Annotated in this window: 13 protein-coding genes; 7 read left to right on the forward strand and 6 right to left on the reverse strand. The window is 32.7% G+C overall.

Going from position 1 to position 14,726, the window contains the following annotated elements:
• Positions 1-82 precede the first annotated feature (82 nt).
• The 3 genes from DFQ06_RS11405 to dinB all read right to left on the reverse strand — a co-directional run bounded on the left by DFQ06_RS11405 (position 83) and on the right by dinB (position 5,239).
• On the reverse strand, positions 83-1,423 hold the full coding sequence (locus DFQ06_RS11405; protein ID WP_133967800.1) for a hypothetical protein: 1,341 nt from the start codon (positions 1,421-1,423) through the stop codon (positions 83-85).
• Positions 1,424-1,437: 14 nt separating this feature from the next.
• On the reverse strand, positions 1,438-3,864 hold the full coding sequence (locus DFQ06_RS11410) for a TonB-dependent receptor (protein WP_133967802.1): 2,427 nt from the start codon (positions 3,862-3,864) through the stop codon (positions 1,438-1,440).
• Between the two features lie 277 nt (positions 3,865-4,141).
• Positions 4,142-5,239: a DNA polymerase IV gene (gene dinB / locus DFQ06_RS11415; protein WP_042499502.1), complete on the reverse strand. Its 1,098-nt coding sequence runs from the start codon at positions 5,237-5,239 to the stop codon at positions 4,142-4,144.
• 82 nt (positions 5,240-5,321) lie between these two features.
• Here dinB and DFQ06_RS11420 point away from each other — a divergent pair, with 82 nt between their 5' ends.
• From DFQ06_RS11420 to DFQ06_RS11430, 3 genes are read left to right on the forward strand one after another with little or no spacing between them, the layout of a single operon-like run.
• Positions 5,322-5,795 (forward strand): CYTH domain-containing protein, encoded by a 474-nt coding sequence (locus tag DFQ06_RS11420; RefSeq protein WP_042504034.1) that lies wholly within the window; start codon positions 5,322-5,324, stop codon positions 5,793-5,795.
• A gap of 17 nt (positions 5,796-5,812) precedes the next feature.
• The gene (locus tag DFQ06_RS11425; RefSeq protein ID WP_133967804.1) at positions 5,813-6,349 is read left to right on the forward strand and encodes a YciI family protein; all 537 of its coding nucleotides are present in this window, start codon (positions 5,813-5,815) and stop codon (positions 6,347-6,349) included.
• Positions 6,316-7,221, forward strand: coding sequence for an endonuclease/exonuclease/phosphatase family protein (locus tag DFQ06_RS11430; RefSeq protein WP_133967806.1), 906 nt, complete (start codon positions 6,316-6,318; stop codon positions 7,219-7,221). The genes DFQ06_RS11425 and DFQ06_RS11430 overlap by 34 nt, the downstream gene beginning before the upstream one ends.
• Positions 7,222-7,239: 18 nt before the next feature.
• On the opposite strand, the gene DFQ06_RS11435 is transcribed toward DFQ06_RS11430, so the two are convergent.
• Complete coding sequence (locus tag DFQ06_RS11435; protein ID WP_042504029.1) at positions 7,240-7,587, reverse strand: arsenate reductase family protein; 348 nt, start codon at positions 7,585-7,587, stop codon at positions 7,240-7,242.
• A 134-nt stretch (positions 7,588-7,721) separates the two neighbouring features.
• Here DFQ06_RS11435 and DFQ06_RS11440 point away from each other — a divergent pair, with 134 nt between their 5' ends.
• The gene (locus tag DFQ06_RS11440) at positions 7,722-8,186 is read left to right on the forward strand and encodes a DinB family protein (protein WP_133967808.1); all 465 of its coding nucleotides are present in this window, start codon (positions 7,722-7,724) and stop codon (positions 8,184-8,186) included.
• On the opposite strand, the gene DFQ06_RS11445 is transcribed toward DFQ06_RS11440, so the two are convergent.
• On the reverse strand, positions 8,163-8,888 hold the full coding sequence (locus tag DFQ06_RS11445) for a DUF3298 and DUF4163 domain-containing protein (protein ID WP_133967810.1): 726 nt from the start codon (positions 8,886-8,888) through the stop codon (positions 8,163-8,165). The two genes, DFQ06_RS11440 and DFQ06_RS11445, sit on opposite strands and share 24 nt — an antisense overlap.
• A 195-nt stretch (positions 8,889-9,083) precedes the next feature.
• Entirely contained in the window at positions 9,084-9,887 is an 804-nt protein-coding gene (locus DFQ06_RS11450) for a THC0290_0291 family protein (RefSeq protein ID WP_133967812.1), read from the reverse strand.
• A 201-nt stretch (positions 9,888-10,088) separates the two neighbouring features.
• Here DFQ06_RS11450 and gdhA point away from each other — a divergent pair, with 201 nt between their 5' ends.
• The 3 genes from gdhA to recO all read left to right on the forward strand — a co-directional run bounded on the left by gdhA (position 10,089) and on the right by recO (position 14,725).
• A complete protein-coding gene (gene gdhA, locus DFQ06_RS11455) occupies positions 10,089-11,432 on the forward strand; it encodes an NADP-specific glutamate dehydrogenase (protein ID WP_074937475.1) in 1,344 nt (447 codons plus the stop codon).
• 222 nt (positions 11,433-11,654) lie between these two features.
• On the forward strand, positions 11,655-14,006 hold the full coding sequence (gene porZ / locus DFQ06_RS11460; protein ID WP_235833523.1) for a type IX secretion system anionic LPS delivery protein PorZ: 2,352 nt from the start codon (positions 11,655-11,657) through the stop codon (positions 14,004-14,006).
• Positions 14,006-14,725, forward strand: coding sequence for a DNA repair protein RecO (gene recO / locus DFQ06_RS11465; protein WP_133967814.1), 720 nt, complete (start codon positions 14,006-14,008; stop codon positions 14,723-14,725). Before porZ ends, recO begins: the two co-directional genes overlap by 1 nt.
• Position 14,726: the final 1 nt, after the last annotated feature.

The raw sequence follows: 14,726 nt of genomic DNA on the forward strand, positions 1-14,726 counted from the left end.
AAACTTAAGTTTTATATATTAAAAACGGCCAATAGATTTAAATCTATTGGCCGTTTTTGTTTGTAAATATGTGTTTTGTTTATTAGAACGTTCCAATAAAGTGACTTCCTTCTACATTAACTAATTCTGCACCTTTTGTTACAACACCTGTTTCGGTATCTACAACGTAGATGTTTCCATTTTGTCCAACAGGGGCTTGAGTTAGGTATATTTCTGTTCCATCCACTACAAAACCTTGGTATTGGAATAAGTAGAAATCTTCGTGATATGGAATGTCTTCAATTTTTTGAGCCGTTTTAGCATCTAAATCAACAAGAGCAAAAAATCCTTGAGCTCCAGCAACACCTTCGGCAGAACCGTTGTGACGATAGGCTACTACAGCTTTTCCGTTAGATGCTGGTCTCCATGCAAGAATGTAAGCGCCTTCAACACCAAGAGCATCATCTAAATTAAAATCGTAAGAGTTATCATATTCATTATCCGAATTAATTTTTAAAATATGAGAACCTTCTGGGTCACTTTGGTTAGCTTGATAAACACTTCCGTCATAAAGAAAAGCATTAATACTACGGTATCCGTTAGTATTACCGTGTCCTACAGTCGATGTAATAACTGATGGATTTAAAAGTGATGGATAATCTAAGACAATAGTTTTCGATCCTAAAATTTCATAATCGCTATCGCCTTCAGTAGTGGCAGGGTCAACTTTACTTAAACGTGCACCAATATATAATTTATCGCCAGCAGCATTTAAAGTTGGCATATCAATTCTAGAAATATAGTATCCTAGAGCTTCTTCTTCATCAGTTAATGCCACATCGTGCTCTTGGAAGTTATTAATTAAAGAGTTTTCTAAATCTAAAGTTACCACACCAATGGTAGCGTTAGTTCTAGTATAGTTACCATCAGCATCAGCTTCATGTTCTGTAGAAACGTAAACGGCAGCACCTGTTTGATCGCCATCGAATAATTTAATCCATCTTGGAGCCGTTCCTACGTAAGGCGCAATACTAATTTCTGTTCCGGTTTGTGTAAAGGTTTGTCCGCCTTCTACAAGGTATTTGGTATAGTTGCCACCAGTGTCACCGGCGTAGCTAATGTTAAAAATAGTACTACCATCTTCAGATGATTGTAAACGTGCCGTTCTATTTGATGGTGCAATAAATCCATTTTCAAAAGCTTCAATAGAAACGGTTGGGTCTTTAGCATCTTCACTGCTAATAGAGTAAATTAAAGTTCCACCATTTCCATCGCCTGGGTTTTCTCCCATTCTTGCGGCAGCAACAGTTATCCATCTGCTAACGTCTTCAGTTTCTTCATCTACAACTTCTTTTGGAGCATCATCATCACTACAACTAAAGGCTAGTAATAAAACACTAAATAGCAAGGCTAAGGTTTTAAGGTTTAAAATTTGTTTTTTCATGTTTTTAGAGTTAATTAAAATTTATTGATTGTATAATTCAGTTTAAGATAAAAAGCACGTCCTGGTTTTTGTACCGAAAGGTTGTCGTAAACGGGTTCGTCGAAAATGTTTTTAATATCGAAGCTCATCGCTAATCTTCTATTAGGAAAAGAGTAGGTAAGGCCTAAATCGTGAACTAATTGCTCCGGTACTTTAAAGAAATCGTCGCCAACGGTGTTAGAGCCTTGAGACACTAAGTATGAAAACTCGTCTGTGAAATACACGGAGTAGAAAAGGTTTAATAAAGATTTTTTCTGAATAAGCTCTTTGAATGAATATCTCAAACTACCATTCATTGTGAAAAATGGTGTGTTCGGAATATCGAACTCTGTTCCGTTGGTAGTTTCGCTTGTTAAATCGAAACGAGATATATTAAAATTAAAACCTAAGTTTTTATTGTACGTATAGTTAAGCTGTGCGTCTATACCTTTAGATTTTGCATTACCCTGATTAACATATAGAATTAATTCGTCATCCACGTTTAAAGATGTTTCTATAGGTAATCCAATTCTATCTTTTATATCTCTTATAAAAGCATTGGTTGAAATGGTAAAAGCATGTTTTTTTATTTTGAATCTACCAAATCTAAAACCTATATTGAAATTATTACTAACCTCTGGGTTTAAGCTTGGGTTTGCAACAACATTATCACCATCGTTACCAAAAACTTCCGTTTCGTTAGGTAATCTAATCGCTTTTTCGGCCGATGTTAATAAGCTAACTGTTGGTGTAATGGCATAAGAGGCTGCAAAACCAAAACCTTCGTATTTGTTGTTGGCCTTTACAGTTTCATCAACTACGGTATCATTTCCTTCACTATCTGTTGCAATGGCAGGATCGATACTCAAAGTTTTTTGGCTATAGTATTTACCAAATATGCTCGTTTTTAATTGGTTGTTAATAGCAGATAACTCGTAGGTTAAAGCAAAAATATTTTTATATAAATCTCTAGTACCCATGAAGGTGTTTTCTAAAACCGTCCTTAAGGCATCGCTATCTTCTCTTTCAATACTAGAGTATGCATGGTTGAATAATACTTTGTGATGTTCGTTTATGGTATAAGATAGTCCGGTTCTAACAGCAGCGACGTTCCTTTCTATTTTTGCTAGAGTTGGTCCTCCTTCTTGTTGAGAGCCCCAAGTATATTCGTATTCATCTCCTCTAAAATCTATGGCTCTTTCTCCATTCCAACTGTATGCAGCCGCTACAGTATCATTCACAATTCTATTTCGTTTACCGTACAAAGCATTTACATTTACATCAAAGCCTTCAGTAAATAGGTCTCTTTTTTTGTAGATTAAATTACCAAGTAGAGCATCAGACTCTAAAAAACGATCTTTGTATGGTGTAATAGTCATAAAAGCGCCGTGTTGAACTTCTTTATAGTCATCGGAACTTGTAACTCCAACAAAAAATTGATCGGCCCATTTTACGTTTGTAAAACCAATTTGTGCCATGCCACCTGTAGATCTGTAGGCATCATTAAATCGTCTTGCAGTAATTGGGGTTTGTGCACCACCTAAACCAGTAACAACAACGCTTCGTCCTGAAACTTTATAATCATTATCAGAATAATTATGAAACATCGACGCCTTAACCGTAAAACCAGATTTTTCGAATCTATATAAGCCGTTTACATTGGTTTGAAAAGTATTAAATGATCCATAAGAAGCTGAAGCGTTTAAGTAATTTTTAGTTGAATTATGAAGTACTATATTAATGGCTCCACCCAAAGCATCGTCTGCTAAATGCCCAGGAACAACACCTTTGTAAACCTCTATGTTTTTTATCATTGAAGCCGGAATGCTGTTTAAACTATAAGAAGAACCATACATAGTGATTGGAACACCATCAATAAAAATTCTAACCGAACTACCCGATAAGCCGTTTAAGCTATATTCTACGTTAGAACCTAAACCACCATTTTGACGAATTTTTACACCAGCCGTAGTGTTTAGTAAATCGTTTGTTTGAATATTTCTAATACTGGCTTCTTTTGTTTTAATAACATTTACAGCAAAGCCTTTATCTTCAATCTGTCTTTTTAAGGTTTTACCCGCAATTTGTATTTCTTTTAAATCTTGATACGAGGAAAAAGTTAATGTAACATCAAGGTTTTTTTCTGAAGTATTTATGGTAATATCAATAGTTTTAACTTCGGCATTTAAAGAATGCAACTGGAGTGTATAATTTCCGTAAGGAATATTTTCAAAGTAAAAATCACCATTAATATCAGAGTTTGCTTCCTTTTGAAAACTAGAACTTTTTAAAATAATATAGGCTCCTAAAACAGGCTCTTTGGTATCAAATTTAACGTTACCATATAAATCTCCGTTTTGACTAAAAGCCAAAATGCTTAAGAAAAACAATGAGAAAGTTGAAAATATTTTTACTGATGGCATGAGTAATTTTTTTACAAAATTACTCTTATTTGTATTCAGTCCAAATAAAGATAACGGATTTGATGATAATTTAAGGTAAAGGCAGATTTGCTTTTTATTTGCAAAAAAATCGATACTCTCATTAAGAATATTTAAGTTTTTTGTATTTATTTTTAATTATTCTAAATAGTGAAGTGTCCTGAATTTATACAATTAGATGAGTGGATAAGCAAAAAAATGGATAGAAGTTGTTGAATAAAGTTAAGTTTTAGTGATTTTTAATAAATATCTTAAACTTTTAAAATCCAAATTTTAGCTGTGCGCTAACACTTTTTGGTTCTGGTGCTTTTTTAGTATCTGTATTTAAATTGGAAAGAGAAATGCCTAGTAATCTCACCGAGTTACTCATTTTTTCTTGATAAAGTAAATCTTTTGCTGTTTCTAGAATAATGTCTTTATCACTTATGTAGTAGGGTAGTGTTTTGCTGCGCGTTTGTAAACTAAAGTCGCTGTACTTTATTTTTAAAGTTACTGTTTTTCCTGCAACTTTGCTTTTTAATAAGCGTTTGGTAACTTCTTCAGAAATCTGTTCTAGTTTCTCCATCATAAAAACTTCCGAAGATAAATTTTCACTAAAAGTACGTTCTGCAGCTAAACTTTTTCTAATCCGGTTTGGTTTCACTTCACTAGTATGTATACCACGAACTACGTTGTAATAATAGCTACCCGATTTCCCAAAGTGTTCATCTAGAAACTCTATCGATTTCTGTTTTAAATCCATGCCTGTAAAAATGCCTTTTTGATACATTTTCTCCGCAGTAACCTTACCTACACCATAAAACTTCCTAATATCTAGCGTTTCTAAAAACGGAATAACCTCTTCTGGATTTACTGTTTTTTGTCCGTTAGGTTTATTGTAATCGCTGGCAATTTTTGCTATAAATTTATTAATCGAAATTCCTGCGGAAGCTGTTAAACCTACTTCATTAAAAATGCGTGCTCTTATTTCTTCGGCAATCATAGAGGCACTTGGGTTTCCTTTTTTGTTTTGCGTAACATCGAGGTAAGCTTCATCTAAAGAAAGTGGTTCTACCAAATCGGTATAATCTAGAAATATTTTTCTAATCTTTTTAGATATAGAGGTATAGCGTTCAAAATCGGTTTTTACAAAAATTAATTCCGGACAAAGTTTAACGGCCAGATTTCCAGACATGGCACTTTTTACACCAAACTTTCTAGCTTCGTAACTGGCGGCACTAATTACGCCACGCCTTCCGCTTCCGCCAACAGCAATGGCTTTACCAATTAAATCAGGATTATCCAATTGCGCAACAGACGCATAAAAGGCGTCCATATCCACATGAATAATTTTTCTTATTGGTAAATCGGTTAACATAGCGTAAATTTATCAATTCATATTTAAGGGCAATTCCTAAACTTAATATTTTTAAAATATTTTCGCTTTCGCGGAATTTTATATGATAGAAATAGAACGTAAATTTTTAGTAAAATCTGAAGCTTTTAAAAAAGAAGCTTTTAAGCAAACTCGAATTAGCCAAGGGTTTTTAAATACCGATAAAGCACGTACGGTTAGAGTGAGGTTAAAAGGGGAGCAAGGCTTTATAACGATTAAAGGCGCAAGTTCTAAAAGCGGCCTATCTCGTTTTGAATGGGAAAAGGAGATTCCAAAGCAAGAAGCCGAAGCTTTATTGGAGCTATGCGAGCCTTCCATTATTGATAAAACTCGTTATGAAATAAAACAAGGACAGCATATTTATGAAGTCGATGAGTTTTATGGAGATAATTCTGGATTAATTGTTGCCGAAATAGAACTAAATACCGAAACCGAAACGTATATAAAACCGGACTGGTTAGGTAACGAAGTTACTGGAGATGTGAAATATTACAATTCGCAGTTAAGTAAACACCCTTTTAAATCTTGGATTAAATAACTTAATATTTATTTGTTATGAAAAAAATAATACTACCGTTTTTATGTGTTTTATTGTTAGTATCGTGTAAAAATGAGACAAAGCAAGGAGATTCTAACAGTGAAGATCCAGGGAAAACTGTTACAGATACTATTATAGTTGAAGTACCAGCAGAGCCTGTTAAAAAAACATTGAAAGAAATAAAAGAAGAATTAACGGCTAAGGGGTTTAAAACCTATGTACATGTTAATGAAACAACACAGGATACTGTATTAATGCAGCAATATTTTATGGCCTTTTTAAAAAAGAGCGCTATTAAAATGCAAAACGAAGAAGAGAGTGAGCGTTTACAAAAATTACATTTAGAGTATTTATCAAAAATGTACGAGTTAGGTTATGCAGATATTTCGGGACCTTTTGGTGACGATGGAGATATTAGTGGTATAACCATATATAATGTGCCAACTTTAAAAATGGCCGATAGTTTAGCTAAAGCCGACCCTATGGTTGAGGCGGAACGTTTAGAAATAGAAATACATCCATGGTGGGCAGCAAAAGGCGTTGGTTTAAGATAATACTTAAGGTATTAAGTACGGGCATATTTATAGTAAACCTAATATGTGTTCTTGCTTTATTAGTACTCCATTTTTTAGTAAAAGATGCATCGTTTAAATTCGCCTACTGGTTTTATTTATTTCCTTTACCCATTATAATTACTTTAGTTTTGGTGTTTTCTGTTTTTCTTGGAAAGCGTAGAAAATACAATCTTATTCTTGCTGGTATTTTATTATTTGTATGGTTTTTTAGAAGTTTTAGTATCAGTTTTACAGAAGAAGTAAAAGATACCGATGTTGAAGTTGTATTTTGGAATGCCTCTAGAGACGATGGGTTTGAGTCGGCTTTTAAAGAGAACGAATCTATTCCGGATATTATGGTTTTAAGTGAGCCTAAAAAACGCAGTTTCGATAGGATTAAAGCAAAATATCCTCAATATTACTTTTATAAATCGAATGGCGAAATTGAAATTTTTTCAAAAACACCGCTTCATATTGAAGAGGAGCAACGTTCTAAGTATAGTTCTACAATAGTGAAGTTTAGTTCTGCAGGTATTCAATTTTATGCTGTAGATATGCAAGGTAGTTTTGATGTGCCTAAAGCTTGGGAATTTAAATTTGCGAACGATATTATTAAAAACACCAACAATACCGTTGTATTAGGTGATTTTAATGCGCCTTACGAGTCTGTGTTTTTAGATCGTTTAGAGCAAAATTACAATCACTTCTTTTCAAAAAAAGGTAATGGTTTTAGAGAAACTTGGCCATGGAATTTTCCGTTGTTGTCTATAGACCATATTTGGGTGTCTAAAGATTTAACTATGGTAAATTCGGAAAAAATAGCCACAAGAGATTCCGATCATAGTATGATTAAAACTGTGATTAGAAAATAAGGTGTTTCAAATTAAAACTTAAAGATTTCCTTTAGCAGATTCTACTGTTTTCTTAGAGTTTCCAATAAAAATAGCATCGCCATTTATTATTACAGGTCTGCTTAAAAATGTATAATGCTCTAAAATGTACTGCTTGTAATCACGCTCTGTTAAGTCTTGGTTTTTTAAATCCATTTCTTTGTAAAGTTTGGCGCGTTTGCTAAAAAGGGCTTCGTAACTGCCCGAAAGAGCTTGCATTTCTTCTATTTGAGCTACAGTTATAGGTTCTGTTTTAATATCTTGAAGTATATAATCGGCAGGAATATTAAGCTCTTTTAAAATTCTAATACAAGTGCTACACGTTTTTAAATAATATACTTTTTTCATGACTTTTTGTTTGAAGCAAAATAACGTTAATTTTCAGTTTTAAACCAATTCATTTTAGAATTTATTAGAGAATATGCTTTAATTGTTTAGACTGTTTTTGGTTTTAGAAGTATATTTATGCAAAAATTAAAAACATGCAATTTACATTCGACGTTTTAGCTAATATTCGTGCCATGGCACAAAAACATATTGAAAATAATACTTTAGAGGATTTAAATAAAATTCCAGAAGGATTCAATAATAATATTATTTGGAATATAGCTCACATGGTAGTTACTACACAGGTTTTGGCTTATAAGTTATCTGGCTTACCAATGGTTGTTAGTGATGAGATGATTGTTAAATACAAAAAAGATAGTAAACCAGAAGGTGATGTTACTCAAGCTGAAGTTGATGAAATTAATGGTTTATTAATTTCTACCATAAAGCAATTAGAAGCAGATTATAAAGCAGGTGTTTTTAAAAATTATACTGAATATACGGTGTCTACTACAGGAAATACATTAAGAAGTATTGATGATGTATTACCGTTCGATTTAGTTCACGAAGGGATGCATTATGGTTATATTCTTGCCTTATCGCGCGCTGTTAAAGGCTAGGTAGCTCTCAATTTTATTAAAAGGAATTTCAAATTCTATAATACCTGTTGAATATGGGGCAATTTCGTATGCGTTATAAAGTAGAACAATGCCTTCGTCGTTATAACCTATATTTTCGGGTAATTTAAAGGCGTCTAATTCTGGTTCAAAAATGTCTTTATCTTTTGTGGCTTCTTTAAAATAAGGTAAGGCTATTTGTTTAAAAACTTCAGTATCATTTATTAAGTTTTTATTCGGAATTGTTTTTCCGGTAGTTGCATCAAAGTTTAAGAAAGAAACTTTAAGCATGCCATGTGCACCACCTGTATTCATATACGATGTTAGTGCCAAGCTTATAATTTCGGGAGAAGAGAACATAATTTCGCCATCAATTTGAGCTTCCCATGGTTGAGAAATTTCAGGAAAATCGGTTTGGAAAGTTTCAAATTCTTTATTAAAGTTATTAATACTTTCTTCTATAGATTTAGCATTAATTGCATTAGGTTCTCCAAGATGTAAATTGGCTATCACCTCTTTTTCTATTTCAGAATTAATAACACTAGAAACTGTTTTGTTACCAACCGCTTTAGGTATGTTAACTTCAACAACGCTATTGTTTTCGGTCGTGATATTTATATCTTCAAAAGTGGTGTTTACATCATCTTTACAACTAAAAAATAGAGTGAAACAACAAATTGTAAGTAGCGTGTTTATTTTAAGCATGGATTGTATTATTTAGCAACATTAAAGATAATTATTGCATTTGAATACACCATATTAAAAGCTATTAATATTTATAAAAACATAATGGTAAATGTTTTGTAATATGAGTGAAGCTTATGTTGAGGATTTAAATTGAAAAAGGCTTATATCTCCGTGAAATATAAGCCTTTTTAATATTTTATAAATTGAGTTTTATTAATCTAAGTAATAAATATAGCCAACGTTAAACCACATAAGCCAATCGTTATTTTTATTATAGTCTAATTGGTGATTAAGCCCATCAACCCAATCACTAAAGTAAAATTGGCCTCTAAAATCAATCATTAAATCTGAAACGCGATCTAATTTGTAACGCATACCAAGACTCATTACAGTAGAAAAAGTACTGCCTGGTGTTGCATCTACAGATCCTGGGTCCCAAAGAGAGTAAAAATTACTAGCATCGGTTACATCTCCAACTGCTGTTGGATTTGGATTAGCGTAAGTTGTAGTCACGCTTGGTGTAAAGGCTGTGTAGTGAATTCCTAAACTAACAAAAGGTGCTACTCTTGGACTAAAAGATTGAAAATCGCGAATGCTTAGTGGGTAAAATTCAAGTTGTGTACCGATATCAAAATTTTCGGCAACACCTTTGTGTCCTCTAAGTCTGTTCGTATCATCAGAGTTTTTATTGACATCAACCCATCTGCCAACATGTTCTAGATTACTTTTGTTGTATGATATTTCGTTTCTTAATTTAAAATGATCGTTAAAGTAAGATTCTGTGGTATAGCAATTACAGTCGGCTCGGTATGCAAAATTTAAATAGTGCACAATACCGATTCCAAAACCTGAATTTTCAAAATTTGTACTAGAGTTATCTCTTTGGCCGTAATCTGCTCGAAATTGAACAGGGCCCGCTATAACGCCAATTTCATGTGAAAATCCCAATTGGGAAAATGCTGTTTGATAGGTAGCAAACAAGCAAATAAAACAAGCTAAACGCTTTAAGTTAAGCATAATTAAGATACTGTTTTTGAGGCATTAATAAAAGCAAATATAGAAAATCTGATGGAACTAGCAAATGTTTGTAGCATGTGGACTAGCGTAATTGAATATTCTATTGCGAATTTTTAAAAAATTAAGCTATATTTTTAAAGATAACGTATATTTGTACTCTATAATTGTATATTATATAATTTTTAATACATTTTATAATAAATGAAAAATAACATTAAAGCGTTTTTAGACCTGGTAAAAGAACGAAATGGTGATGAGCCTGAGTTTTTACAAGCAGTAGAAGAAGTTGCGGAAACTGTAATTCCGTACATTGTTAAACACGATATATACTACGGTAAAAATATTTTATTAAGGATGGTTGAGCCTGAACGTGTTATCACGTTTAGAGTTTGTTGGGTAGATGATGATGGTGAGATTCAAGTAAACCGTGGATATAGAATTCAAATGAATTCTGCTATCGGACCTTATAAAGGCGGATTGCGTTTTCATCCAACGGTAAATATGAGTATTTTAAAGTTTTTAGCTTTCGAGCAAGTCTTTAAAAATAGTTTAACCACTTTACCAATGGGTGGTGGAAAAGGTGGAAGTGATTTTGATCCTAAAGGAAAAAGTGATAACGAAATTATGCGTTTCTGTCACGCTTTTATGGGTGAGTTATTTAGGCATATTGGCCCAAATACCGATGTTCCTGCGGGAGATATTGGTGTTGGCTCAAGAGAAATTGGCTTTTTATTCGGGATGTACAAAAAACTTAGAAATGAGTTTACTGGTGTATTAACCGGAAAAGGAATGTCTTGGGGTGGATCTTTAATTAGACCAGAAGCAACAGGGTATGGTAATGTGTATTTTGCACAAAAAATGCTTGAAACTAAAAATGATAGTTTTGATGGTAAAGCTGTTGTAATATCAGGTTCTGGTAATGTTGCACAATATGCAGCCGAAAAAGTTTTACAATTAGGCGGGAAAGTGCTTACGCTTTCTGATTCTTCTGGATATATTTATGATGAAGAAGGTATCGATGAAGAAAAACTAGCTTTCGTTATGAATTTGAAAAACGTTAAGCGTGGTAGAATTAGCGAGTATTTAGAAAGCTACCCGAATGCAACTTTTGTAAAAGGAAAAACACCTTGGGGTGTTAAATGTGATATAGCATTACCATGTGCAACACAGAATGAATTAAATGAAGATGATGCAAATACTCTAGTTAAAAATGGTTGTATTTGTGTTAGTGAAGGTGCTAATATGCCATCAACTAAAGAAGCTATAACTGTATTTCACAAAGCAAAAATATTATTTGCACCAGGAAAAGCATCTAATGCTGGAGGTGTAGCAACTTCAGGTTTAGAGATGACGCAAAACTCATTGCGTTTTAAATGGACTCGAGAAGAAGTGGATACCAAGTTAAAGGATATTATGTCTGATATTCATAAATCTTGTTTAGAGTTTGGCGAAGATGAAGATGGTTATGTAGATTACGTTCGTGGCGCAAACATTGCTGGCTTTGTAAAAGTGGCCGATGCTATGTTAGCACAAGGTGTAGTTTAAAATATAAAAGCATAATTATTAATATAGAGCCTTCTGTTTTGCAGAAGGCTTTTTTATTTATTAATATGAAAGAATCACGGCTATAATATATTTTTTTGAAGCTTAATTCGTTAGTTATAAATATATTTGAATCGAAATGAGTTCTAAATTGTTTTTTATAGATCAATTTTAAAGTAAATATGGGTTTTAAGTAAGTTGCTTAGCTCTTTATGATACAGGTTAATGATGTTTAAGAAAGTTATAAGTTTTTTTATTTATATGTTGCCTCTTGTGCAGTTTGCACAAGATTTCTCCAATCTCTGGGAGGGTTACTTTTCATACAATCAGGTAAACGAGGTTGTCACCGGAAGAAACAAAATCTATGCAGCTTCAGAAAATGCTATCTTTAGTTTTGACAGTCAAACCAAAACTTTAGAAGAAATTACCACAATACAAGGTTTGTCTGGTGAAACTATTTCAACTATATACTATAGTGAAGCTTACGAGCTATTGGTTGTTGGTTATGAAAATGGATTAATTGAAATTGTTTTCGATGAAGATGATGATATATTAACTGTTGTAGATATTGTGAATAAATCAACAATTCTAGATGGTGATAAAAAAATTAATCATATTAACGCCAATGAAAATAATGTATATCTATCTACGGGTTATGGTATATCTGTATTCGATTTAGAGCGTTTGGAGTTTGGTGACACTTATTTTATTGGTGATGGAGGGATTCAAATAGAAGTAAGTCAAACAACTATTTTTGGTGATTATATTTATGCGGCATGTCTTGATGGTGGTGGACTTAAAAAAGCACCTATTGCAAGTCCTAATTTAATCGATTATAAAAACTGGGAGCAAGTAAGTAATGGAGATTTTTTGTCTGTGCAAACAAACGAAAGCAAATTATATACAATAAATACAGGTAAAAGACTATACGAGATTAATAACGATGTATTAACCAGTTTATTGGTGTTTGCCGATACGCCGCTTAAAACAACTAGTTTAAATGAGAAGTTAATAGTAACCACAAAAAACGATGTTTTTGTTTACGATGTAGATTTTAATTTACTCGCAAAAGCATCGGATAATGCAGATTTTAATACAAACTTTAATGCGGCAACCATAGATGCTGATAATATCTATATTGGTACAGATAACTTTGGTGTGTTATCGACTTCAATTTTAAATCCTTTAAATTATGAAGAAATTCACCCAGACGGACCATTGTTAAATACCCCATTTTCAATTCAGGCAGATGTAAATGGTGTTTGGGTTACCTATGGTGATTATACATTAGATTACAACCCTTACCCTTTAAATGCACGTGGAGTTAGTCATTTAACTAAGGGATTTTGGATAAACACAGATTATAGTGATTTATTTGGAGCAAGATCTTTAAATGCAATATCAGTAAATCCGTCTAATATAAATCAAGCTTTTGTTAGTTCTTTTTTTAGTGGTTTATTGGAATTTAATAATAATGAACCGACAGTTTTATATAATCAAACTAATAGCGGACTAGAGTCTTTGGTTATTCCTACTAACCCAAGTTATGTAGATATAAGAGTTGGAGAGTCAATATTTGATAATACAGGTTTGTTGTGGACTATTACAAGTAGAGTCGAAAAGCCATTAAAATCTTATAATCCTACAAATAATCAATGGGTTTCTTATAGTTTTGAATCTTTAATTGAAGATGCTTTAAACGATAATTTAGGGTTTGATAAGTTGGTTATAGATAGAAATAATACAAAATGGATAGCTAGTTATTCTAAAGGTGTAATTGGTTTTAATGAGAATAATGGAAGTCCATTGTTAAAGAATATAGATGAAGTAGATGGTAACCTACCTGTTAATTCGGTAAGAGCTTTGGCGGCAGATGACAGAAATCAATTATGGATTGGTACAGATAAAGGTTTAAGGGTTTTGTATAATACATCTGGTTTTTTTACAGATGATAACTCTACTGCAGAAGAGGTTATAATTCTTGAAGATGGTATAGCTCGGGAACTTCTCTCAGAACAGTATATTACAGATATAAAGGTCGATGGCGCAAATAATAAATGGATTGGTACCATTGATGCTGGTGTGTTTTACTTATCATCCGATGGTCAAGAAACTATTTATCATTTCACAACCGATAATTCACCGTTACCCTCAAATGCTATAAGTGAAATATCTATAGAAGAAACAAATAGTATTATTTATTTAGCAACCGATAGAGGTTTAGTGTCTTTTAAATCTGGAGGTTCGGGTTCGTCAGAAGATTTAGAAACCGTTTATGCTTATCCAAATCCGGTGCGACCAAATTTTGATATCGTCGAAAAAAAGGTAAAAATTAAAAACATTTCCGATAACGTAAATATCAAAATCACTGATATTGAAGGAAACTTGGTAGCCGAGGCGCAATCGCGAATTAATTTAAGATATAATAATTACAACCTTGAAATAGATGGAGGGACTGTATTTTGGAACGGAAGAAATATGGCGAATAATGTTGTGTCTTCTGGTGTGTATTTAATTATGATTTCCGATTTAGATACCTTCGAAACTAAGGTTGTAAAATTAATGGTAGTTAGGTAATGTTAGTTAAAACCAATGCCATTGTGCTCTCTAAGCTAAAATATAGAGACAACGATTTAATAGTTAAATGTTATACCGAAGAACTTGGTGTGGTTAGTTTTTTACTTCGCGGTATTTTAAAAAGCAAAAAAGGAGGGGCTAAAATCGCATACTTTCAATTATTATCTCAGTTACATATTACAGTAAATTATAAAGATAGTCGTTCGTTACAAAGCTTAAGCGAGGTGCGTTTAAATCATTTGTATAGTAGTTTGCATACCAATGTTTTAAAAAGTGCTATCGTGATGTTTTTATCCGAGGTTTTAAGCAGTGCTTTGCGCGAAGAGGAGCAAAACGAAACGCTTTTTAGATATTTAGAAACAGCACTATTATGGTTAGATGAGCAAAGTGACTATGCTAATTTCCATTTGTTATTTCTACTCAATCTCACAAAGTACCTTGGTTTTTATCCTGATAGTTTGGATAGAGAGTTAGATCATTTTAATTTAATTGAAGGTAAATTTCAAGTAAGACAAGATATTCGAAATACCATTGCAGGTGAAGATTTAAATCTCCTTAAAAAACTATTAGAAACAACCTTTAACGACTTGCAAAATGTGAAAATTAACGGAAGGCAAAGGCAATCGTTTTTAAATATGATTTTGCTATATTTTGAACTACATTTGGGGAGTTTTAAAACACCAAAATCCTTAAAAATTTTTAATCAAGTTTTTAGTTAAG

The sequence above is a fragment of the Algibacter lectus genome, assembly GCF_004368925.1.
Lineage (GTDB): Bacteria > Bacteroidota > Bacteroidia > Flavobacteriales > Flavobacteriaceae > Algibacter > Algibacter lectus.

Excerpts from the sequence above, each read along its gene's own strand:
- dinB (WP_042499502.1), bottom strand. The coding sequence starts at position 5,239 with ATGTTAACCGATTTACCAATAAGAAAAATTATTCATGTGGATATGGAC.
- DFQ06_RS11435 (WP_042504029.1), bottom strand. The coding sequence starts at position 7,587 with ATGAAAAAAGTATATTATTTAAAAACGTGTAGCACTTGTATTAGAATT.
- DFQ06_RS11445 (WP_133967810.1), bottom strand. The coding sequence starts at position 8,888 with ATGCTTAAAATAAACACGCTACTTACAATTTGTTGTTTCACTCTATTT.
- gdhA (WP_074937475.1), top strand. The coding sequence starts at position 10,089 with ATGAAAAATAACATTAAAGCGTTTTTAGACCTGGTAAAAGAACGAAAT.
- DFQ06_RS11410 (WP_133967802.1), bottom strand. The coding sequence starts at position 3,864 with ATGCCATCAGTAAAAATATTTTCAACTTTCTCATTGTTTTTCTTAAGC.
- DFQ06_RS11425 (WP_133967804.1), top strand. The coding sequence starts at position 5,813 with ATGAAAAAAATAATACTACCGTTTTTATGTGTTTTATTGTTAGTATCG.
- recO (WP_133967814.1), top strand. The coding sequence starts at position 14,006 with ATGTTAGTTAAAACCAATGCCATTGTGCTCTCTAAGCTAAAATATAGA.
- porZ (WP_235833523.1), top strand. The coding sequence starts at position 11,655 with ATGATGTTTAAGAAAGTTATAAGTTTTTTTATTTATATGTTGCCTCTT.
- DFQ06_RS11450 (WP_133967812.1), bottom strand. The coding sequence starts at position 9,887 with ATGCTTAACTTAAAGCGTTTAGCTTGTTTTATTTGCTTGTTTGCTACC.
- DFQ06_RS11405 (WP_133967800.1), bottom strand. The coding sequence starts at position 1,423 with ATGAAAAAACAAATTTTAAACCTTAAAACCTTAGCCTTGCTATTTAGT.
- DFQ06_RS11420 (WP_042504034.1), top strand. The coding sequence starts at position 5,322 with ATGATAGAAATAGAACGTAAATTTTTAGTAAAATCTGAAGCTTTTAAA.
- DFQ06_RS11430 (WP_133967806.1), top strand. The coding sequence starts at position 6,316 with ATGGTGGGCAGCAAAAGGCGTTGGTTTAAGATAATACTTAAGGTATTA.
- DFQ06_RS11440 (WP_133967808.1), top strand. The coding sequence starts at position 7,722 with ATGCAATTTACATTCGACGTTTTAGCTAATATTCGTGCCATGGCACAA.